Origin of the sequence: Trinickia sp. (genome assembly GCF_051953405.1) — a bacterium.
Lineage (GTDB): Bacteria > Pseudomonadota > Gammaproteobacteria > Burkholderiales > Burkholderiaceae > Trinickia.
The window spans coordinates 114,198-135,662 of the sequence record NZ_JBQCIV010000012.1; the positions used below are offsets into that span (position 1 = coordinate 114,198).

The following is a 21,465-nucleotide window of genomic DNA, read 5'->3' on the forward strand; positions in this document are numbered from 1 at the left end:
TGTCAAACCAAGTACCTTGCGATGCATAGCACCCAGCAGTCCGGCCCCCGGCGCGCAGCATGAAGACCCAACTCAAGAAAGGCACGCTCGACATGTGCGTGCTGGCCGTGCTCGCCCGCGGCGACAGCTACGCGTACGAACTCGTCTCGACGCTGTCGGAGACGATGGAGATCAGCGAAGGCACGATCTACCCGCTCATGCGCCGCCTGCAAGCCGAAGCTTGGGTGTCGACGTATCTGGTCGAATCGAATTCCGGCCCGCCGCGCAAGTACTACACGCTGACGGATCTAGGCCGTCGAAGCCTTCAAGCGATGCAAGCGGAATGGCGCGGTTTTGTCGACGAAGTGAACCACGTGCTCGGCTGGCCCGGTATGGAACAAGACAAAGGGGAACGTCAATGAAGCAGGACGCATTCATTCAGCGGTTGCGGCAGGGCCTGGCCAGCTTGCCCAAGCAGGAAGTCGACGAAATTATCGCCGACTACCGCGAGTACATTGGCGACGCGATGGCCGCCGGCCGCAACGAAGAGGACGTGCTCGCCGCCCTGGGCGACCCCGACAAGCTCGCTCGCGAGCTGAAGGCGCAGGCCACCTACCGGCAATGGGAAGCGCGCCGCTCGTTCGGCAACCTCGCACGCGTGGTGGTGTCGATCGCCGGGCTCGGCCTGCTGAACCTCATCTTGTTCATCCCGTTCATGCTGTACCTCACACTGCTGACGGCGGGTTACATGGTATCGGGTGCGTTCGCGCTCGGCGGCCTGATCGCCGTCGTCTACATCGGCAGCCATCAGCTGTTCGGCTGGCCGCCGGCCGACAAACCGTCCATTCACGTCGGCACGAACACGCACCGCCCAGCGTCGGGCGCTTCGAGCAACGATGACAAAGACGCGGGCGACCGCGCGCCGGACCTGGGCAGCATCAAGATGGACGGCGATCAATTCGTGCTGACACTCGACGACGGCAGCCAGGCGTCCATCGTGACGCGCGAGGGCTTGGTCGTGCTCAAGAACGAAGACGACGAGATGAAGATCGTCGCCGTCGGCCACGGATCGGACAAGCTGCTGACCTCCACCGGCGATCATCGCTATCGCATCGCGACACAGGATGTAACCTCCCTGGTGCTCAAGGACGACGAGGGCAAAGTCGTATCGATCGGCCATGCCAATGACAATCCCTCGGCCTTCGTCTGGGATATCCGCGACGACGACGGCGCCGATCACGTGCAGTTCGAGCAAGACGCTCGCGGCAATACGAGCCGTCTCGCGGTCAAAAGCGGTGCCGATTCGGTGGTCATCGATCCCGATAAAGGCCTGTCCATCAAGAGCGGCAGCGACAAGTTCAGTATCGACGCACCGATGGGATGGTCGATGAGCCCCGCGTCGTTTCGCTGCGCGTTGGCGATGCTGGTAGGCGGTGTGCTCGGCCTGATCGTATGTATTTGGCTGACGCGTGTGACGTGGCGCGCCCTCTCCCGCCATGTGCATCGCCAAATCGACGCGCTCTCGGCTCGGCTCGACGGACACGAACAACGCACGACGTAGCACACGCTTCAGGTATGACCGGTCCGGCGACATTAGGGCCGGCAGTTTTGCCAGACAATTAGTAGTCCTAATGACTAGCCACTACCGTTCACGCCACATCGAAAGAAAGGAATCGCCATGAGCCTGCACTATCTCACCGATGTTTCCCGTTCGGCTGGGCGTCGGCCCGCTCCCGCGCCGGCGCATCTCGACGGCTTTCAGCTCGACGCCATGTTCATCCTCGATTGGCTCGAAACGGGCTGGCGCGCCGTGCGTTCCCAGCCGCTGCTGTGGCTCGGCACTTGGTTCGTCTGTGCCGCTTTCGCTGTCGCCTGTAAGCGCGTGCCGCTCCTGCGCCCTGCCATCGTGCTGCTTGCACCGCTTGTCGTGGGCACGTTGATGATCGCGCAAGAGCGCGTACGGATCGGGCGCCCCGCACGCCTGCGAGACATGCTCGGCACCGTCGCGCAGCACGCTTACGCGCTGCTGACCATCGGGCTAGCCAGTGCGACGCTGATCGTTGTCGGCTACGTGCTCTCGGCGGTCGTCGTCGATGCGACGGTGCTCAAGTCGTTCGTCACCAGCGGCGTGCATCATCTGTCGATTACCTACGGCGGCGCCGATTTGCATGGGACGGTCGCGACGCTCGTCGCCCTGCCGATTTTCACGGTCGCCCTGGCCGCCGCGTGGTTCGCGCCCGCGCTGGTCGTGCTTCGCGACGCGGGTCCGCTCGATGCGATGGCATCGAGCCTGCACGGCGCCGTCCGCAATTGGCGCACCACGCTCATCTACGTCGTGGCCGTGGCCGATGCGGTGCTGCTTGCGCGTCAGATTCCTCTGCTGATCACGTCGCTTGCATTGATGCCGCCGATGTTGCTGTCGATCTATGGGGGCTATCGGGATTTGTTCGCCTCGTCGGCTTCGACCGCTGCATGATGCGTCGGTTCGACGGCCGGGATCGGATGCACCAGTCGATCCCGTCAAGCGCGCATCGGCTGCGCCGACGCCTGCGTTGAGCCGCTTCCGGGATTTCGTGCGGGTGCAGATGGAGCGCCACCATTTGAGGAGGAAACTTAGCCGCGCATAGCCGAAAGCTATGGAGCAATTACGCGGCTGGGCCTATCGATCGATTGGCGCATCGCATTTTGCGAGTGCGTCGGAGTAAAGCCCAAGCGACTATCGCGAGCCCTAGCGCACCCGCTGCTATAAAGGTGACTTCGACGCCGACATATTGAGCTATCCAAGATCCAATAATTGGTCCGATGACCAGTGCGGCGAGTTGCAGACTACGCACCGAAGTAGATACAACTCCGAGTGCGTCTGCAGGCACCTCTTTCTGAAGGGCGATTCCGTACACCATCATGCCGCCCCCATAACAAAACCCGTTGATAAGCCATAACATGCATAGCATGCCTAATCCCAACGATGGAAGAGTAAGCGCAAGTAGTCCCGCCGCAACTACCGAGCCACTAAATCCGCCAACAAACACACTTAGTGAGGTAGCTTCACAAGCGCGCGCCAACAGCTTCTTAAGCACGACCGCACAACCAATCGCACCGAGTGCAGTACAACTCACGATTGTCCCAAATGAACTGTCGGGCAAGCCATGCTCTCGAAGCAACACGACTACAATAGAGTCATATAGCCCGAGAACCATCGAAGACGCGAGCGCAAGTCCCAGCGCGAACGCAAAGCTCGGACTCTCGGATATCACCCGCCGAACAAGCGCAAAATCAGGATAGCGCCGCTGCGAACCGCCCGCCGCGCTCCCCCATCCAACGACACCGGCCACGCCGATTGCACACCCCATAGACAGAAGGGCTAGCCCCCCAGTGAACCCAAAACCGCCGCGAGAATGAAGCGCGACAGAAAAACCGACGCCAAGCAGCGGGGAGAGAATCTTGGTGCATTGATCGAGCACTGACGTAAGCGCGACAGTCGAAATGATCTGCTCATTAGAAAGCAGACGTCTAATCAAAACCTGCTCCGCAGGAATTGCTCCCAAGTTGCCCATACCCTTCAAAAATACCCACACAATAAAAATCGTTTCATTTGCAGAAAATGCCAATCCCATAGAGGTAACGAAACGCACGAACGCACTCACGATCATGATCAATGCGGGTGATTTTTTATCAGCCAATGCACCGACGAATGGTCCGAGAAGCAAGCCCGGAAGGCCGTAGAGCGCAGCAGAAAGCCCCAACCCACTCGGATCAACTTGATAATGAAAAGACAAAATCGAAAATATTAATGTGAAATCAACCCATATGGCAACCGAGTTCAAAATACGCCCGAATAGGAACGATGAATAACCACGCACCGAAAATAGAGAGACCGTTGCAGTCATAGTTAACACTCATTCCAACCAATTTTCATATACAATTTATCATTAACGACAAATCCATCCAAGCCAGTCTCTCTCGCATACCGCACAAGATCGCTGCTTCGGTTGATAAATCCAGCCCCATTGAAATTGAGAGACGTATTACACAAAACACCGACACCAGATATTTCGCCGAACGCGCATAGCAGTTCATACATCCTTGGATTCTGGCGTCGGTTCACCGTCTGGGGCCTACTTGATCCGTCGACGTGAGTAACTGCACGCAAGAAGTGCGCCTTCACGCGCGCGAAATAGAGCATATGAGGGCTTGTCGCGTGGAGGTCGAAGTATTCGAACGCACTCTCCTCTAAGCATATCGGTGCGATGGGTCGGAAGGATTCGCGGCGCTTGATGCAATTCAGCCGATCCACGGTTGCGACCGCGAACGGCGCTGCAAGAATTGAGCGATTTCCAAGGGCTCGTGGACCGATTTCGGCCCTGCCATGGGCCCAACCGAGAATGGCCCCACCGTATAGGAATTTTGCAACGGCATGATAGTCCATCTCGCTTTTGCAAAAACCTTCAATCTCGTCGATGTCCTCGACAAAGGGCTGGCCACGATAGACGTCCCACTGGATCTTAGCGTACCCAGTGAACGCGAACTGAGCGTCAATCGCCGTACCGATCGCGGATCCAACATCGTTCGGGCACGGCGGAACAAACACGTCGGAGAATAGTCCACTGTCAACCCACTGTCGATTCCAATCGCAATTCAGGCCACATCCACCAGCGATCAACAATGGGGCCTCACGATCAACCATCAATCGCACACGCCTTAGAAAGGTATCGAATATTCTGTCAGAAAGGACGCGCGCCAGATCCTTGAAAGCTTCGCTTTCGACGCCAATATTAAAATAGCCTGAATTGAAAAATAGATTCTTGTCAAGCAAATTCAACGTAAGATTCTCCGATAGTACATCGGAGATAAACCTATCTTGTCCATCCCCCCTAGCTCGTCGCCGTCCAAATGCCGCGAGCGCCATCAACTTCCCCGCATCCCCCAATCTGACACTTCCGGGCCTAAAATTGAATGTCGGATCGGCGACACTATAGGCAAACGCGTACCGAATTCCCGGGTATGACATGATTTTTCCGAGATGCTTAATTTCCGTATTTTCGTTCACAAAATAGAGCGACCCTATATAGCCCTCCCAGAGCAATACATAACACACCTGTCCTTGTGGAAACGGAGACATGCCATATGCACACATTATGTGCGACCGTTCGTGCGAGTCTGTTGCTAAGTGAACCTGCGCTCCGAAAATTTGACCCATCGTCAAACGAGGCGGAACAAGGCCACAATATCCCGCACCAATAGGCGAGCCGCTTTCCGGATGCGCGCCTTTACTCCACCCGCTGACGGCGATGATGTCCGGAATCCGATTAACTGCGGCACAAGCCTCAATAAACGATTCAACGGTCACAGGGCCATATCGCGGATTGGTGTCCTTCTCTGACTCATATGAAAAAGACAGGACGCCATCGTCAATACATGTTATATGCCCATCATGCCCCGGCTTCAGTCCCAAAACGAGCATAGTTCCTCCTCAAACCACACTTCTTTGTTTTTCGATAGCCGTCAGCAATTCTGGGGCGAAGGCAGTATTTCGTCCGCTTCCTGCGCCGAGAAAAAACAAAACAGACTCGTTGATTTCATCCACACCCAACAAGCGATTTATTTCTCGATCCAAGAAGTAACCCGTTATCCACGAATTCAGCCCTAGCCCTGTTACGACAAGCTGGAATGTCTGAGCAAGACAGCCCACATCCAACAAGGCAACCCGATATGCTCGAGAATGGGGATATTTCCACCACATTTTATCGAATCGACACGTTATGAATACCCCAAATGCTAGATTTCGCGCGAACATCTGCGCACAAAGCAACTGGCCTAGTGTTTCACCATTGATTTGCTCGGTCACCAGCGTCAATTGATGTTTACTGGCGCGGTAATGATAAATTCCTCGGCGCAACCCAGTGATGTGGAGCGCGACCAAATATGCTTCGCTGGGATGTAGCGAGCCGCCGGATGGCGAAGTGCGTCGATAACCAACTGGCCTAATACCAGCTTCCAGCATATCTTCTCGCTTATCTCCATGCACCGTACCAAACGTCCAGTACATCGCATCCGCCACCGTTTGAAGCGATATTGGATCGGCAATAAACGATCTACTGGTTTTACGCTCCAATAATGCATCAACAAGCAACCGTGTAGCATGGAAATCTCTGTTCGCGGGCGGGAGGTCGATGGGATCTCCCTTCCGCTCATATTTCACTTCGGGGACTTTATCGGCGATCGACGTGCAATAAGCGACATAGCCTTCGTAACTGTCGTCCGAGGGGAGGCTCGCGCCTTCTTCCAATACGACCTGCGTCCCTATATGAAAAATTCTCGACAGACAATCCCACCCCCAAGCCGCAAAATCCCGATCATCATCTGCAAGAACTCGAGAAGCGGCGATTTCTCGATCCAGCGCCGAATCGGTTATCTCGGAACCGCGCGATATATCCAAAATCCGTTGAATATGCGACGGCGACACTTCGTATTGCGCATGTGCCCTGTAATCCCACAGAATCAGCTTTCCATCTATTATTTTTACGAAAAATAGGGGGTTAGATTTTGTTTCCATACGCTCACTCAAAATCGGTGGTTACATCGTCGATGGCCGTGTTTAACCGGCCATCGGACACCTCATCTAACGCCGAGGAGTTACTTCACGCCCCCACTGGGGTGTTGTAGGCATCATTCGACTGGGCAGACAACGACGGCTCTAGGTCGATTTTCTGAAGCTGCGACGGCACGGTGACCGGAGTGTTGTATGCATCGTTCGATTGGCTCGACAGCATCGGCTCGACATTCACATTCTTCATGGCAATATCCTTGAAAAAGTAGAAACATCCGCTTGCTTGCGGATGCGAGTCAAGCCTACGACCGACTGATTAGATCGGATGCAAGTTGGAAAAAAATCAGACGAACAGATGGCTCGCATGGACCGACGAAAGCCCGTGCGCAGCGTCTACGGACCGGCATGCGGCAGGCGTAGAAGAATCAGATGCAGGGTTCAGCGGCTCTCAAACAGCGAGACATGTGCGTCAGGCTGTAGAAACGCATCCACCGCTATAAGCGGTCGGAAGGCAAATTGAATGATTTCTTGGACGATGGCTCGCCGCTATGACCCACCCGGCGCGGCTCGCCGATCAAGACGACTGAAAGCGGTCCGAATTAAAAGCGAACCGCCGACACCGAAGGAACAAACGAGTCAACCGTCTAACCTGCTAGCCCCCACCGGCGGCGCACTCGCCCACTCCGCATTCATCGCAGAGCGGGCATCGCGGGACATACCAAAAGACTAACGGCTAGCAAGGCGAAGTGGACTAGCGGCCGCTTCCCGCATGCGCCTCCGCCGCCACGATATACCGCAACACGTCATCCGTCCGCCCACCGGACACAAGCTGCTCCGCCGTCTTGTATTCGAATTCCGACAGCGGTTCGTTCCGATACCAGAACAGCGCCTGCTTCACGCAGCCGTGAATATCCGTCGCAGCGCGAATCACGCGCAGCGCTTCGCGCAGAAAACGTTGCACGCTCTCCGAGGCCGGCGTGCGGCTCAATGTATTGCGATGCACGCCCGCCTGCTTCGCCAACGTTTGCATATCGATGTGTAACGCATCCGAAAACCGCCGCGCCGATACGATCGGCGCCGCAAACGCCGGATCCCGCAGCGAATTCATGAATTGCTCGAAGCTTTCGCCTTGCACGATGTCATCGAGGGTCACCGTCGAGTTCATCTTTGTACCTCGCATCCTTCGTGCGCCTATCGCGCACGCGCTTGGCAACGAAGCGCGGCACACACTCGACCTAGCTGTGCAGCCGCGCTCTGCCGATCCTCTACGCGCCGCCCCGCCGATAAGCGAGGGCGGCGCACTTTCGTCACTGCTTGGCCACTTGCTGCGTGTCGCTCGCCTTCATGTCGCCCCAACCGCCGCCCAAGGCACGGATGAGGTTCACGGTCGCCACGGCTTGCGAACCCGCCAGTTGGCTCGCCTGCCGTTGCGCCTGCAGCGTGGTGCGCTGGCTGTCGAGTACGTCGAGGTAGTTCACCTCGCCTTCGCGATACTGCGCCTCCGACAGATGCTGCGCCCGCGCCGCCGCGTTCACCGCGTCGTTCTGAGCGCGGATCTGGTCGTCGAGCAGCCGGATGTCGGACAGACTATCTTCGACTTCACGGAAAGCCGTCAGCACCTGCGACCGATAGTTGGCCACCTGCTCGTCGTATTGCGCCCTCGCCTGTGCCAACTGCGCCTTGCGTCGCCCGCCATCGAAGAGCGGCAGCGTCAGCGCCGTACCGGCCAACGGCCCCAGCAAGAACGTGCGGCTCGACCACTTGAACAGTTGGGCCAACCCCACGGACTCGTATCCGAACGCCCCCGTGATATCGAGTTGCGGGAAGAACGCCGATTTCGCGAGGCCGACACGCGAGTTCGCCGCGGCCATCGCCCGTTCGGCAGCCGATATGTCGGGGCGGCGTTCCAGCAATGCCGATGGCAGCCCGGCCGGCACGCGTGCCACCACGGGCACGAGCGGCTCCTGCGGGAACGTGAACTCCGCGGGCGGCTTGCCGAGCAGCACGGCAAGCGCATGCTCGGAGGCCGCGCGCTGCCGCTCGATGCCCGCCGCCTCGGCGCGCGTCGAGGCGAGCGCGTTGGTCGCCTGCTGCAGATCGAGTTCGCTCACTTCGCCCGCATCGTAACGATGCTTGACCAGCTTCAGTCCGTCTTCGCGCGACGCCACCGTCTTGCGATACAGGTCCCGCTCCGTGTCGAGTTCGCGCAGCGAGAAGTAGTTCGCCGCCACATCGGCCTGCAGCGCAAGCTGCACCGAGCGGAACAACGCTTCCTGCTGCTGCGAATCGGCACGCGAGGCCGCGACGTTATCGCTGACGCGCCCGAACAACGGGGCCTCGTACGACGTCGTCACTTGCGCCCGCCAAATCGTTTGCGGCGGCAGATACGCGTTTTCCGGCAGGCCCTGCGAAGCGGGCGCGACGCGCTCGCGCGTCGGGCCGAAGCCGGCGTCGAATTCGGGGAACCAGGCCGAACGCGCGGCATTGAGCGAGGCGCGCGACTCACGCACGCGCGCCGCTGCCGCCTTCAAGTTCTGGTTCTGCGCCAACGCTTCGTCTTCGAGTTGGTTCAACGTTGCATCGCCGAAAATCGTCCACCACTGGCCGCGCGAAAGCGCCTCGGCAGGCTGCGCGCTCTTCCAAGTGCCTGCCTCGGAGGCGGGCAACGGTGCTTCCTTGAACGCCGTGGGCGTATCGACGTCGGGCCGCTTGTAGGTCGGGCCGACCGAACAGGCGGCCACGAGCGTCATCAACAGCGTGCCCGCCAACGCCTTCAGCACGAGGCGCGAAGCCCCGGGAATCGAATCAAACCTTTTCATTGTCCTGTTTCTCCTGGCCTCAAGCGTCCGTCAACTCGGGCTCGAGGTCCGATTCCTTTTGCGAGTCCTTGCCCGCCACATGGATCGTTCCGCCGGCCAGCTTACGCAGCACGACATAGAACACCGGCGTCAGCATCAGACCGAACAACGTCACGCCCAGCATCCCGAAGAACACCGCGATACCCATGGCGTGGCGCATTTCCGAGCCGGCACCCGAGGACAACACGAGCGGCACTACGCCCATGATGAAGGCGATCGACGTCATCAAGATCGGGCGCAACCGCAGCCGGCTCGCTTCGAGCGCCGCGGCGATGGGCGTGCGTCCGTCATGCTCGAGTACGCGCGCGAACTCGACGATCAGAATCGCATTCTTCGATGCCAAGCCCACGAGCACCATCAAGCCGATCTGCGTAAAGATGTTGTTGTCGCCATGCAGCAGCCATACGCCCGTCAACGCCGACAGCACGCTCATCGGCACGATCAAGATGACCGCGAGCGGCAGCGTCAAGCTCTCGTACAACGCCGCCAACACGAGGAACACCAGCAGCACGCTGATCGGGAAGACCCAGATCGCCGAGTTGCCGGCCAGCACCTGCTGATACGTCAAGTCGGTCCACTCGAACTTCACGCCGCGCGGCAGCGTTTCCTTGGCGATCTTCTCGATGGCGGCTTGTGCCTGATCCGACGAGTAGCCCGGCGCGGGACCGCCGTTGATGTCGGCGGCCGTGTAGCCGTTGTAGCGCACGACCATTTCCGGACCGAACGTCGGCGACACTTTGACCAGTGACGACAGCGGCACCATTTCGCCCGATGCGTTACGCGTCTTCAACTGCAGGATGTCGTCCGGATGCGCACGGAACGGCGCATCGGCTTGCACACGCACTTGATACACGCGCCCGAAACGGTTGAAGTCGTTCACGTACAGCGAGCCCAGATAGATCTGCATCGTGTCGAAGACGTCCGTGACCGACACGCCGAGCTGCTTGGCCTTCACGCGATCGAGATCGACGTTCAACTGCGGCACGTTGATCTGATAGCTCGTGAACAGCGGACCGAGTTCGGGGGCTTCGTGCGCGCGTTTGATGAACGCCTGCGTCGCTTCGTCGAGTTGCGCGTAGCCGAGCGCGCCGCGATCCTCGAGCTGCAGCTTAAAGCCGCCCAACGTCCCCAAACCTAGCACCGGAGGCGGCGGGAACACGGCGACGAACGCCCCCTTGATCCCCGCATATTTCTGATTCAACGCCCCCGCGATCGCCCCGGCCGACAATGCCTTCGAGCCACGGTCCTTGAACGGCTTGAGCGTCACGAACACGATCCCCGCGCTCGAGCTGTTCGTAAAGCCGTTCACCGACAAGCCCGGGAACGCGACGGAGTGCTCCACGCCAGGCTGCTTCAGCGCGATATCGCCCATTTCGCGGATGACGCTTTCGGTGCGATCGAGCGTCGCCCCGTTCGGCAACTGCGCGAATGCGATCAGATACTCCTTGTCCTGCGCGGGCACGAAGCCGCCCGGCACGACATGCGTGACCAGCAAGGTCGCGCCGACGAGCACCGCGTAGACGCCGAGCATCAGCGACTTGCGACCGAGCACGCGCGTCACGCCTTGACCGTACGACTGCGAGCCGCGCTTGAACACCTTGTTGAATTGCTTGAAGAACCCGCCGAGCACGCGATCCATCGCACGCGTGAGCCAATCCTTCGGTGCATCGTGGCCGCGCAGCAAAATCGCGCAGAGCGCCGGCGACAATGTCAACGAGTTGAACGCGGAGATCACCGTCGAGATCGCGATCGTCATCGCGAACTGCTTATAGAACTGGCCCGTCAAGCCGCTCATGAAAGCCAGCGGCACGAACACGGCGACAAGCGTCAGCGCAATCGCGATGATCGGCCCGCTCACCTCTCGCATCGCTCGATAGGTGGCGGCTCTCGCGCTCAGGCCCGCCGAGATGTTGCGCTCGACGTTTTCCACCACGACGATCGCATCGTCGACGACGATACCGATCGCCAGCACCATCCCGAACAGCGATAGCGCGTTGATCGAAAACCCGAACGCAAGCAGCAGCGAAAACGTCCCCACGATCGACACGGGCACGGCGACGAGCGGAATGATCGACGCGCGCCAAGTCTGCAAGAACACGATCACGACAATCACGACGAGCGAAATCGCTTCGAGCAGCGTGTGGATCACGGCCTCGATGCTCGAGCGCACGAATTGCGTCGGGTCATAGACGATGTCGTAGTCGACGCCGGCCGGGAAATCCTTCTTCAGATCGGCCATGTCCTTGCGGACCTGATCCGAAATCGCCAGCGAGTTCGCGCCGGGTTGCTGGTTGATACCGAGCGCGACGGCTTGCTTATTGTCGAGCAGCGAACGCAAGCCGTACTCGGACGCGGCCAGCTCGACGCGCGCGACGTCGCGCAGATACGTCACGCCGCCGTCGGGCGTCGTCTTGATCACGATCGCGCCGAATTGCTCCGTCGTCTGCAAGCGGCCGCGCGCATTGACCGACAACTGCAGCGGCACGTCAGGCAGCGACGGCGAACCGCCGATCACACCGGCCGCCACTTGAACGTTCTGCTCGCGAATGGCGTTCACCACGTCGCTCGCGGTCAGATTGCGTTCGGCAAGCTTGTTCGGGTCGAGCCAGATCCGCATCGCGTAGTCGCCCGCGCCCCACAACTGCACCTGGCCCACGCCGGCGATCCGCTCGAGCCGATCCTTGACGTTAAGCAGCGCGTAGTTGCGCAGATAGGTCATGTCGTAGCGGTGATCGGGCGACGTCAAGTGCACGACCATCGTCAGCGTGGGCGAGCTCTTGATCGTCGTCACGCCAAGCCGCTGCACGTCGTCGGGCAGACGCGGCATCGCTTGCGACACGCGGTTCTGCACGAGCTGCTGCGCCTTGTCGGGATCGGTGCCGAGCTTGAACGTGACGGTCAGCGTCATGTTGCCGTCGCTGTTCGCCTGCGCCTGCATGTAAAGCATGTTCTCGACGCCGTTGATCTGCTCTTCCAGCGGCGAGGCCACGGTCTCGGCAATCACCTTCGGGTTCGCGCCCGGATACTGGGCGTGAACGATGACCGACGGCGGCACCACCTCGGGGTACTCGGAGATCGGCAGTTGGAACAGCGAGATCACGCCGGCCAACAGGATCAGGACCGACAGCACCCCTGCGAAGATAGGCCGGTCGATAAAAAATTTGGATATGTTCATGTCGCTTTCTGAGTAATTGAGCGCTTCAAGCCGTCGAAGCGTTTGGCTCAGGAATTCGTCGATTGGCCGGCCTTGCCCGCATCCGCGCTAGCGCTGCCGTCGCTGCCGCCCGCCGGATCGTCCGTCATCGGCACCATGTGCGCCTGCACCTTCTGGCCCGGGCGCACGCGCTGGACGCCGTTGACGACGATACGATCGGTCGCACTCAAGCCCGCCGTGATCACGCGCAGATTGCCGTGCTCGGCGCCGAGCTTCACTTCGCGGTACGACACGGCGCCTTGCGGATCGACGACCAGCACGAACTTCTTGTCTTGGTCGGTGCCGATCGCGGCTTCGTCGATCAAAAGCGCCGAATGCGGTTCGCCGCCGCCGACTTTGATCCGCGCGTACAAGCCCGGCACGAGCGTGCCGTCCGCGTTGTCGAAGCGCGCGCGCACGCGGATCGTGCCCGACGACGTATCGAGCCGGTTGTCCACCGAGGCGATCGTGCCCTTGCGCGAGTAGCCCGTTTCGTCCGCGAGCCCAAGCTCCACGGGCACGTTCGCGCCGTTGCGCGCGCGGCCGATGTACTTGAGGTAGGTCTGCTCGTCGACGTCGAACGACGCGTAGATCGGCGACACCGAAACGAGCGTCGTCAACGGTGCCGAGCCGGCGCCCGCCGACACCACGTTGCCGACGGTGATCTCGGCGCGCGAGACGCGTCCCGCGACGGGGGCGACGACCGTCGTATAGCCCAGATTGATCTGCGCGGTTTCGAGCGCGGCCTGCGCCGCCTTCACATCGGCGGCGGCTTGCAGCGCGGCGTTCTGCTTTTCGTCGTAGTCGCGCTTGGCGATCGCGTTGTCGGCCATCAGCCGCTGCGCACGCTGCCAGTCGGTCTGCGCGTAGCTGTTATGCGCTTGAGCCGATGCGAGCTGGGCCTTGGCGCGATCGACTTCGGCCGCGTACGGGCGCGGATCGATCACGAACAGCGTCTGCCCCTTCTTCACGAGCGAGCCGTCCTTGAAATCGACTGACACGATGGTGCCCGACACCTGCGGACGAATGTCGACCTTGTCGACGGCCTCGAGCCTGCCCGAATAGCTCTGCCAATCGGTGACGGTTTTGTTCAGCACCGTGGCGACGTCGACCTCCGGCTCCATCGGTGCCGCATGCGCGGGCGAACTCGCGTTGACGCGAATCGCGCTGAACGCGCCAATGCCGGCAACCGCTGCAACGGCAAGGACCGCGTAGGCGATGCGAGAACGAGTAAGAGGTTTCTTGGACATTGTCGAGGCTCCGGTGTGTAATGACTTCTTTTATGACGTTCGAGATCAGCCGATCGTGACGCCACGTGGCTGTAAATGACACTCGAAAAAACGCGTCGCATCTTGCAGTGCTTGCGGATCGTACGCGATTCGCTCGTGACTCGCATTCGAGTAGCGCATTACCTGTGTCGGCACGCCCGCGCCGATCAAACGCGCGGCGTAGGTTTCGGCTTCGACGTGCAACACGTCGTTGCGCGCCGTCGCAATGAATGCCGGCGGCAAACCCGCGAGCCGCGCCGAGTCGAGCGGTGCCGCGTACGGGTGCATACGCTGCGACGCCTTCGGCAGGTACGCGCGATAACTCGCAAGACACTGCCGCGGCGAAATATCGGAATCGACGGCGCGCTCGTCTGCCAGGCACGTCATGCTCGGATCGAGCATGGGACTGAACAGCGCGATCGCCCCGATCCGCACGTCGCCGCGGTCGCGCGCCACGAACGCGAGCCCGTTCGCGAGATTCCCGCCCGCGCAATGACCGGCCGCGAACAACCGCTTGCCGTCGCCGCCGATCGTGCGGCTCGCGCCGTCGGCCCACCGCGCCGCGCGGTACGCATCCTCGAGCGCGGCCGGAAACGGATGCTTCGGCGCCAGCGAATAACCTACGGATATGACCAACACCGGCAACTGCTCGGCGAAATGCCTGGCGGCGAATTCGGCATCGTCCAGCGATCCGCCGATAAATGCGCCACCATGAAAATAGAGCATGACCGGCAAAGAGCCTACCCCGGCGCGGCGATAAAGCCGTACCCGAATATTGCTTTCATACCCAGCTATCTGTACCTCGTTCACTTCGAGGGGCTGCGTGCCCCAAAGCGATCCCGTCGACAGAGACAGACCACGGGAATGCGTAGTTGGCATGGTCGAAACGCGCAGTGCGCGACTGTTTCACAATGCCCCGAATTGTGTGTTCGGCAAGGTTGCGGATAAATGCCTATAATCCGGCAACACAATTCACTGCGCCCGAACAATAGATCTCATTAGTTGGGATCCGACGTGTGCACCGACGCGCACACAGGCGGTGAATCGTTCATTCTTCTTTTGGAGCACGAAGATGGATCGCCTTCAGGCCATGCAAGTCTTCACGCGTGTGGTCGACACGAACAGCTTCACGAAGGCCGCGGAAACGCTCGACCTGCCGCGCGCGTCCGTGACGACGATCATCCAGAATTTAGAGGCCTATCTCGGCGTGCGGCTCATGCACCGTACCACCCGCCGATTGAGCCTTACGCCTGACGGCGCTGCTTATTATGAGCGCTGCGTGCGAATTTTGGCGGATGTCGACGAAACCGAAAGCACGCTGCAAAACGGCAGCAAGAAGCCGCACGGCAAGTTGCGTGTCGACATGCCGGGTTCGCTCGGCCGTACGATCGTGATCCCTGCGCTGTGCGAATTCCGCGCTCGCTACCCGGATATCGAGCTGCAGCTCGGCTTCTCCGATCGGCCCGTCGATCTGCTGCAAGAAGGCGTAGATTGCGTGTTGCGCGTCGGTGCATTGGAGGATTCGTCGCTCGTCGCGCGCAGGATCGGATTGTTCGAGTGCGTGACGTGCGCCTCGCCCGACTATCTTGCGCGCGCGGGCCAACCGCGCACGATCGAGGAGTTGAGCCAATATCAAGCCGTCAATTACTTCTCGAGTAAAACGGGCCGCATCATCGATTGGTCGTTTCTCGTCGACGGCAAGGAAATCGAGGTGAAGATGCCCGGCTCCGTGTCCGTCAACGATGCGGATGCCTATGTGACCTGTGCGCTCGAAGGCTTCGGCCTGATTCAGATGGCGCTATTCATGGTGTTGCCGCATCTTCGTTCGGGTGCACTGAAGGAAGTACTGCCCGAGTGGAAGCCGTTGCCGATGCCGATTTCGGCCGTCTATCCACACAGCCGCCACCTTTCGCCAAAGGTACGCGTATTCGTAGACTGGGTGGCGGAAGTGTTCGACCGCTGCCCGCTGCTGAGCGGCCGCCAGAATCTCGACGCCGTCTGCAGCAAGCGCACGCCCGAACAACTGGAGCGCGCGCCGACGCTCGACACGCCGGTGCTGACGGAATGGGTGGTCTAGGCTTGTTTGCGCCGTTTGTATCGAACGCTCTGGCGCCCGGCGGGGCACCAGAGCCGATTGTTCCGCCACGCTGACAAATTATTTCGCAATAATCGGGTTTATCCCGATACCCGAAGCGCCTAAATTTGCACCTGTCGCGACGCCAATCCCCGGCACCGCACCCGATACACCGAACAGACAGGAGCAACATCATGAAGCGCACGATCGCAACCGCCCTTTTCGTTTCCTTCTTCGCCAGCACGGCCGCATTCGCAGGCGGCATCGGCCACAACGGTACCTATCAAGACTCGATCCCGGCCAGCACGAAGACGCGCGCCGAAGTTCGCGCCGAACTCGTCGCCGCTCAACGCGACGGCACGCTGCCCACGTTGAACAAGCAAAGCTACCCCGACTTGAGCCTCGCGGGCCAAACGCAAGCCGACCGTGTTGCGCTGAGCGACAACCATGACGCACACGTGCAACTTGCACGGGCCGGCCGGTAAGCGATTCGCTCGGCGTTCTTCAGCCTCAGCGTTTTCGGCTTTCAGCCTTCCTAACGATAAGGAGCGCTAAATGTTCGACGTTTCGCCTTCCATGCTCGATCACTGGGACAGCGACACGCCCGTTTGGAGGCCGTTCGCGCCGCGGCGGCGGACGGCCGCCGCGGCCGATGCGGTTAGTGTTGCGGCACGCCGTCTCGCCATTCGCCCCAGTGCGTCGCAATCGCCTGCACGAGCGGATTGCCCGTCACGAACAGGTTCGCGACCGCAGGCATGAAGCCGCCTTGCGCCGCGTAGTTCAGCAGATTGTCCGCACTTGTCTGGCCGGCATAAGGACGATCGAAGTCGGATCCCGTACGCAAATCGGCCACGCGCGAAAGATCGACACGATGCGCGTTGGCAGCGCGCGTCAACGCCTCGAACGTCGCGTTGTCCTCCTGCTGCGTCGTGCAATAGGTGCCCTTGCCGTCGGTCATGATCTTCGTCCAGTCGCGTGCGCGCTGTCCGATATCTGTGCCCGAGAACCATGTATCGCCGGCAAGCGTATCGCACTGGATCACCGAAGGCGGCTGGTTGGCCGGCGCATAGCTGAACTTCGCGCGCGCCGCTTGCGCTTGCGCGCTATCGGTCAATACGACGTTGCGCGAGAGTGCGTAGGCTGCATCGGCAAGCTGCGGGTTGAGTTGGAACACTTCGGTTTTGTAATCGAGCGGCGGCTTCTGGTTCGGGTTCGTCGTGTTGATGCCGAGGTAGCCGGTGTTCCAACCCGGCGGGATTTCACGCCCATCGAGTTCCCATTGGATGCCGAAATCGACGAGATATTTCGCCCAGGCGGCCGATCCGATCGTGCCCTGCGCCGGGTCGATGCCGGCAATCCCGGCGATCAGGAAGTACGTTTGGCGTAGATCGAAGCGCGGGGAAAACGCGAGCGCCATGGTGGACGCCGCGGCGTTCGCATGACCCATGCCGGTCGTCATCACGCAAATATCCTGCTTGTTGCAGTGGACATCGGGGTAATCGGGCGAAAGACCGGCGACGGGAATCGCCTCCCACGGACCCAGATGATCTAGCCAGACCTGGCCTTCCGGCGCGAACATCGAAATGATCATGACCTTGACGTGCCGGCCGTGACCATGGTGTTCGGCAAAGCTAGCGTCGTTTTCTTGCGCGCTCGAGGCCGTGGCCGCGCAAGCCGTCAGCGCGATGGCGCCGATCGAGGCGATGGTGCGAATAAGCATGGGCGTTCCTTTGATTGGGAGATTTGTCGGAGAGAACCGCTTGCTGACGCAGGGACTGCGCGCGTCAGTATAGAGGTACGCCCATCGCCCGTCATTGCCCCGCCGGGGGGCGCTTGTCCTGCGCGCCGTCCTCTAGCCTCGCTGGCTCTTGTTTATCCGTCGCGTCGTTCTCGGTGCCCTCGCTTGCGTGCTCGTCCTGCTCCGCCACCGATACCTTCAGGCCATCCTTCGGCGGCACGAGCACGTTTCGCAGCGGATTGGCGATGACGATGCCGCGCTCGCCGAAGCATTGCGCGATCCGTCGATTGAATTCGCGCTGGGTCGGCCAGCGTGCCGTATCGCGGCACTGCATTTGCCCCACGAGCGTCACCATCGAGCCGTCCACTTGATCGACGCCCCACAGGCTAAAGTCGCCGATAATGCCGTCCTTGAACTTCGGATCTTCTCGCAACTGAGCGCCGATTTCGCCGAGCGTCTTGGCGGCGAGATCGATATCCTGCCCGTACGCGATGCTGACCTTCACCGAAGCATTGCCGAGCCCCCGGTTCGAATTGGTGACCGTCGAGACCGAGCTGAACGGCACCGTATGCAGCGCACCGTCGCCGCCGCGCAAACGCACTGTGCGAATCGACAGATACTCGACCGTTCCCGATAGGCCCGCCACGGTCACCCAATCGCCGACCTGCATCGCGTTCTCCATCAGCAGGAACATCCCGGTGATGAAATCCTGCACGAGCTTTTGCGAGCCGAAGCCGAGGGCCACACCGAAAATACTCGCACCGGCGAGCAACGGCCCGATATTGACGCCGATTTCGCTCAGGCCCGTGAGCCCGATGACCAGGACGATGCCGACGAGCAACGCCGTGCGCAACATCGGCAGCAGCGTCCGCAAGCGCGCGGCGCGCATGAGGTCGCCCGCGTCGGTCCAGCGGTGCAGCCGGCGTTCGATCGAGACGTTGATCGCTTCCCAGACCAACAGCGCAGCGAAGGCCGCAATCGCGATCGTCACGCAGGCCGACGCCAAGCGGCGCCCCACGAAGTTGCTCGCGAACAGACGCCACACGTGAATATCCCACACCCATAGGATCAACGCGGCGGCCGCTAGCAACACCACGAGCGCCACCAAGCGGCGCAGCCAAGGGTAGTAACGCTGCGCGCGCTGCAGCGCGATCGACGGCGTCGAGCCGTCTCGCGGCTTGAAGATGCGCCCCAGCACGCCGAGCGTGACGATCGCGACGACACGCGCGCCGACGAGAATCAATAGCGAAAAACCGCCGTGTTCGAGCAACGCTTGATAGCCGTTGCGCACGTCGAGCGCCCAGATGAACCACAGCGCCATGACGATGAAGACGGCGACGGCCGCCCACGTATCGGCGAGCCAATTGGCGAGGAACCGCAGCAATCCCTTCTTCGCGCATTTCGAGCGCAGCCAGTCGGCCACGGGACGGCGAATGTCCAAAATCAGTACCGCAATCAACACGTGGCCGATCAGCGCCACGGCTTTCTCGATGCCGAGGTGCGCCTCCGCCGTGAGGCCCAGCGACACCGGCGTTTCGGCCACCGCGACGCCGATGCCCAGCACGAAGACGAGGCGCAACACCCAGTTATCGCTAAACGACGCCCAGGTGTCGCCGAGCGGCAGCATGCGCAGCCTGGGGGCATCCCCAGCAAACAAAAAGCCGCTCGCGAGGACGATCGCCCGCGCCACGACGTAAATTTCGATGAGCGTTTCGACGACATCGGCCTCGGGCGTGCCGTCGTCGGTCAGCCACGACATGGCCACGAACGCCACGCCTAGGAACGCCGCGAGCGGAATCGCCCGGAGCAGCGTATGCAGCAGCGCATAGGGCAAGCGTTGCAGCAACGACCATTGCCGCCCGGCGTGCACCGCATTGCGCTGATTGCGCGCCGCACGCTGCGCATGTTCGTCGATGCTCGTGGCGGGGACGTTCGCATTGAGCGTGCGCACGTCGGCATCCGCCCGCGCGTTGGCGTTGGCATTGGCGTTCTCCGAACCGTCGTTCGTTGCGGCTTGCGCATCGCCGTCGGCCTTGCCCGTGGCTAGCGCTGCTACGCGCTTGCGTAGCAGCCAGGTGAGCAATGCGCTGATTAGCCACGCGGGGACGAATGTCGCCGCGAGCGTCCAAGCGAGCTGTTCCAGCTGCGCACGGCCCTCCCGGCTCGTGATTTCGTAGCCCCACCACGCGCGAACCGAACGCACATCGAGCAACGCGCCCACGGAATGGCGCAACGAAGTGCCGATCTCGCGAATGGCATGCACCGCCTGATGCGTCACCTGGGAGACGAGCCCATTCGACGTGGCAATGGCCGACAACACGCTCGACGCGCCCGTGGCGGAAGCGGCGGCCGGCGCGCTCGCGCCGGGCGGCGTGGCGAGGGCACCGGCCGCCGCGATGGCGCGCAGGGTGTCTTCCATTTGCGCTCGCGATTTCGGATCGCCGAGCACCTGCAGCGCATGCTTGGCCTGCTCGGGCGTCAGAACGACGCTGGAAGGATTGGAGACGGGCTGCGCGGCCGCGGGCGCCGAGGCGGACGCGGCATGGGCGGACGACACGCAAAAAGAAAGCAGCAGTAGAACGACGGATAGCAATTTAGGCATAAAGACGTGAGGAAGAAACGCCAACTGGAACGGGAAGCGCGTGCCGTACGTGAGCCGGCGATCGCACCCCTTCCTTGTGACTTCGTTCTCACCCGAACGATCCCGAAACGTGCCGGCGTTCGGCGCTAGCCTTCAATCCACGACGATGCGCGGCTTGCCGCCGACCACTTCGCCGATCGCCGCGGCACGGACGAAACCCTCGGCGCGAAAGCAGGCGAGCACGTCTTCGACGGCATGGGGCGCGCACGCTGCCAGCAAGCCGCCGGAGGTCTGGGGATCCGTTAGCAATGCGCGTGCCACGTCGGGCAACGCCGGATCGAGTTCGGCCTCGGCGCCATAGGATGCCCAATTGCGCGCCGACGCTCCGGTCGCGATGCCTTGCCGGGCCAGTGCCTCGACGCCCTCGAGCCAAGGCAAGTCGCGATAACGCAGACGAATGCCGCACGTTGCACCGCGCGCAAGTTCCAGCGCGTGGCCTAACAAGCCGAAGCCTGTCACGTCGGTCAGCGCGTGCACATCGGACATCTGGGCGAGCGCGATACCGGGGCGGTTCAGCCGCGTCGTCGAATCGACCATCGCGTCGTACCCCGCTCGATCCAGTACGTTCTTCTTGAGTGCGGCCGATAAAATGCCCACGCCGAGCGGTTTGCCGAGCACGAGCACGTCGCCGATCCGAGCGGTCGAGTTACGCTTGACACGGGCCGGGTGCACGACGCCGAGCGCGGCCAAACCGTAGATCGGCTCGACCGAATCGATCGAGTGCCCGCCCGCCACCGGAATGCCCGCAGCGAGGCACACGCTCTCCCCCCCGCGCAAGATCGCGGCGATGGTCTCGCGCGGCAATACATCGATCGGCATGCCGACGAGCGCGAGCGCCAGAATCGGCCGCGCGCCCATCGCATAAAGATCGGACAAGGCATTGGCGGCGGCGATGCGCCCGAAGTCGTAAGGATCGTCGACGATCGGCATGAAAAAATCCGTCGTCGCCACGATGGCCTGTTCGTCGTTCAGACGATACACCGCGGCATCGTCGGCCGTTTCCCTGCCCACGAGCAGGTCGGCAAACGCCGCGTTCGGCCAGGGCGACGCTTGCGTCGCAAGCAGTTCGGCCAGCACCCCGGGCGCGATTTTGCAGCCGCAGCCGCCCCCATGAGACAGGCTCGTCAACCGGGGTGCCTCGACGCGCGTCTCGTGTCGATCGTCCAT

General features: G+C 61.2%; 17 protein-coding genes. 5 read left to right on the forward strand and 12 right to left on the reverse strand.

Annotated features, from left to right (window positions below; translation table 11 throughout):
• Positions 1–59 precede the first annotated feature (59 nt).
• From ACTHN9_RS02850 to ACTHN9_RS02860, 3 genes are all read left to right on the forward strand, one after another.
• Positions 60–401, forward strand: coding sequence for a PadR family transcriptional regulator (locus ACTHN9_RS02850; RefSeq protein WP_440535231.1), 342 nt, complete (start codon positions 60–62; stop codon positions 399–401).
• On the forward strand, positions 398–1,540 hold the full coding sequence (locus tag ACTHN9_RS02855; RefSeq protein ID WP_440535232.1) for a DUF1700 domain-containing protein: 1,143 nt from the start codon (positions 398–400) through the stop codon (positions 1,538–1,540). The genes ACTHN9_RS02850 and ACTHN9_RS02855 overlap by 4 nt, the downstream gene beginning before the upstream one ends.
• 117 nt (positions 1,541–1,657) lie before the next feature.
• Positions 1,658–2,455: a BPSS1780 family membrane protein gene (locus ACTHN9_RS02860; RefSeq protein ID WP_440535233.1), complete on the forward strand. Its 798-nt coding sequence runs from the start codon at positions 1,658–1,660 to the stop codon at positions 2,453–2,455.
• A gap of 169 nt (positions 2,456–2,624) precedes the next feature.
• On the opposite strand, the gene ACTHN9_RS02865 is transcribed toward ACTHN9_RS02860, so the two are convergent.
• The 9 genes from ACTHN9_RS02865 to ACTHN9_RS02905 form a co-directional block, all read right to left on the reverse strand.
• Positions 2,625–3,866 carry an MFS transporter gene (locus tag ACTHN9_RS02865; protein ID WP_440535234.1) on the reverse strand — a complete coding sequence of 414 codons (1,242 nt, stop codon included), beginning with the start codon at positions 3,864–3,866 and terminating at the stop codon, positions 2,625–2,627.
• Positions 3,867–3,868: 2 nt separating this feature from the next.
• The gene (locus tag ACTHN9_RS02870) at positions 3,869–5,440 is read right to left on the reverse strand and encodes a carbamoyltransferase C-terminal domain-containing protein (protein WP_440535235.1); all 1,572 of its coding nucleotides are present in this window, start codon (positions 5,438–5,440) and stop codon (positions 3,869–3,871) included.
• Between the two features lie 9 nt (positions 5,441–5,449).
• Positions 5,450–6,532: a SagB family peptide dehydrogenase gene (locus ACTHN9_RS02875; protein WP_440535236.1), complete on the reverse strand. Its 1,083-nt coding sequence runs from the start codon at positions 6,530–6,532 to the stop codon at positions 5,450–5,452.
• Positions 6,533–6,617: 85 nt separating this feature from the next.
• Entirely contained in the window at positions 6,618–6,773 is a 156-nt protein-coding gene (locus ACTHN9_RS02880; protein WP_440535237.1) for a hypothetical protein, read from the reverse strand.
• 504 nt (positions 6,774–7,277) lie between these two features.
• Positions 7,278–7,691 (reverse strand): DUF2384 domain-containing protein, encoded by a 414-nt coding sequence (locus ACTHN9_RS02885; protein WP_440535238.1) that lies wholly within the window; start codon positions 7,689–7,691, stop codon positions 7,278–7,280.
• A 142-nt stretch (positions 7,692–7,833) separates the two neighbouring features.
• Entirely contained in the window at positions 7,834–9,345 is a 1,512-nt protein-coding gene (locus ACTHN9_RS02890) for an efflux transporter outer membrane subunit (protein WP_440535239.1), read from the reverse strand.
• Positions 9,346–9,364: 19 nt separating this feature from the next.
• Positions 9,365–12,559: an efflux RND transporter permease subunit gene (locus ACTHN9_RS02895; protein ID WP_440535240.1), complete on the reverse strand. Its 3,195-nt coding sequence runs from the start codon at positions 12,557–12,559 to the stop codon at positions 9,365–9,367.
• A gap of 47 nt (positions 12,560–12,606) precedes the next feature.
• Positions 12,607–13,827: an efflux RND transporter periplasmic adaptor subunit gene (locus ACTHN9_RS02900; protein WP_440535241.1), complete on the reverse strand. Its 1,221-nt coding sequence runs from the start codon at positions 13,825–13,827 to the stop codon at positions 12,607–12,609.
• Positions 13,828–13,872: 45 nt separating this feature from the next.
• Positions 13,873–14,694 (reverse strand): alpha/beta hydrolase, encoded by an 822-nt coding sequence (locus ACTHN9_RS02905; RefSeq protein WP_440535268.1) that lies wholly within the window; start codon positions 14,692–14,694, stop codon positions 13,873–13,875.
• Between the two features lie 223 nt (positions 14,695–14,917).
• Between ACTHN9_RS02905 and ACTHN9_RS02910 the strand changes: the two genes are divergently transcribed.
• Together ACTHN9_RS02910 and ACTHN9_RS02915 are read left to right on the forward strand one after the other, a co-directional pair.
• Positions 14,918–15,922: a LysR family transcriptional regulator gene (locus tag ACTHN9_RS02910; RefSeq protein WP_440535242.1), complete on the forward strand. Its 1,005-nt coding sequence runs from the start codon at positions 14,918–14,920 to the stop codon at positions 15,920–15,922.
• Positions 15,923–16,113: 191 nt separating this feature from the next.
• On the forward strand, positions 16,114–16,404 hold the full coding sequence (locus ACTHN9_RS02915) for a DUF4148 domain-containing protein (protein ID WP_440535243.1): 291 nt from the start codon (positions 16,114–16,116) through the stop codon (positions 16,402–16,404).
• A 173-nt stretch (positions 16,405–16,577) separates the two neighbouring features.
• Here the strand turns inward: ACTHN9_RS02915 and ACTHN9_RS02920 are convergent, their stop codons facing one another.
• The 3 genes from ACTHN9_RS02920 to selD all read right to left on the reverse strand — a co-directional run bounded on the left by ACTHN9_RS02920 (position 16,578) and on the right by selD (position 21,465).
• A complete protein-coding gene (locus tag ACTHN9_RS02920; RefSeq protein WP_440535244.1) occupies positions 16,578–17,639 on the reverse strand; it encodes a purine-nucleoside phosphorylase in 1,062 nt (353 codons plus the stop codon).
• Between the two features lie 91 nt (positions 17,640–17,730).
• Positions 17,731–20,259: a mechanosensitive ion channel family protein gene (locus ACTHN9_RS02925; RefSeq protein WP_440535245.1), complete on the reverse strand. Its 2,529-nt coding sequence runs from the start codon at positions 20,257–20,259 to the stop codon at positions 17,731–17,733.
• Positions 20,260–20,391: 132 nt separating this feature from the next.
• Positions 20,392–21,465: a selenide, water dikinase SelD gene (selD, locus tag ACTHN9_RS02930; protein ID WP_440535246.1), complete on the reverse strand. Its 1,074-nt coding sequence runs from the start codon at positions 21,463–21,465 to the stop codon at positions 20,392–20,394.

Coding starts and splice junctions, on each gene's coding strand:
- ACTHN9_RS02850 (WP_440535231.1), top strand. CDS start 60: ATGAAGACCCAACTCAAGAAAGGCACGCTCGACATGTGCGTGCTGGCC.
- ACTHN9_RS02855 (WP_440535232.1), top strand. CDS start 398: ATGAAGCAGGACGCATTCATTCAGCGGTTGCGGCAGGGCCTGGCCAGC.
- ACTHN9_RS02860 (WP_440535233.1), top strand. CDS start 1,658: ATGAGCCTGCACTATCTCACCGATGTTTCCCGTTCGGCTGGGCGTCGG.
- ACTHN9_RS02865 (WP_440535234.1), bottom strand. CDS start 3,866: ATGACTGCAACGGTCTCTCTATTTTCGGTGCGTGGTTATTCATCGTTC.
- ACTHN9_RS02870 (WP_440535235.1), bottom strand. CDS start 5,440: ATGCTCGTTTTGGGACTGAAGCCGGGGCATGATGGGCATATAACATGT.
- ACTHN9_RS02875 (WP_440535236.1), bottom strand. CDS start 6,532: ATGGAAACAAAATCTAACCCCCTATTTTTCGTAAAAATAATAGATGGA.
- ACTHN9_RS02880 (WP_440535237.1), bottom strand. CDS start 6,773: ATGAAGAATGTGAATGTCGAGCCGATGCTGTCGAGCCAATCGAACGAT.
- ACTHN9_RS02885 (WP_440535238.1), bottom strand. CDS start 7,691: ATGAACTCGACGGTGACCCTCGATGACATCGTGCAAGGCGAAAGCTTC.
- ACTHN9_RS02890 (WP_440535239.1), bottom strand. CDS start 9,345: ATGAAAAGGTTTGATTCGATTCCCGGGGCTTCGCGCCTCGTGCTGAAG.
- ACTHN9_RS02895 (WP_440535240.1), bottom strand. CDS start 12,559: ATGAACATATCCAAATTTTTTATCGACCGGCCTATCTTCGCAGGGGTG.
- ACTHN9_RS02900 (WP_440535241.1), bottom strand. CDS start 13,827: ATGTCCAAGAAACCTCTTACTCGTTCTCGCATCGCCTACGCGGTCCTT.
- ACTHN9_RS02910 (WP_440535242.1), top strand. CDS start 14,918: ATGGATCGCCTTCAGGCCATGCAAGTCTTCACGCGTGTGGTCGACACG.
- ACTHN9_RS02915 (WP_440535243.1), top strand. CDS start 16,114: ATGAAGCGCACGATCGCAACCGCCCTTTTCGTTTCCTTCTTCGCCAGC.
- ACTHN9_RS02920 (WP_440535244.1), bottom strand. CDS start 17,639: ATGCTTATTCGCACCATCGCCTCGATCGGCGCCATCGCGCTGACGGCT.
- ACTHN9_RS02925 (WP_440535245.1), bottom strand. CDS start 20,259: ATGCCTAAATTGCTATCCGTCGTTCTACTGCTGCTTTCTTTTTGCGTG.
- selD (WP_440535246.1), bottom strand. CDS start 21,465: ATGGACGATCGACACGAGACGCGCGTCGAGGCACCCCGGTTGACGAGC.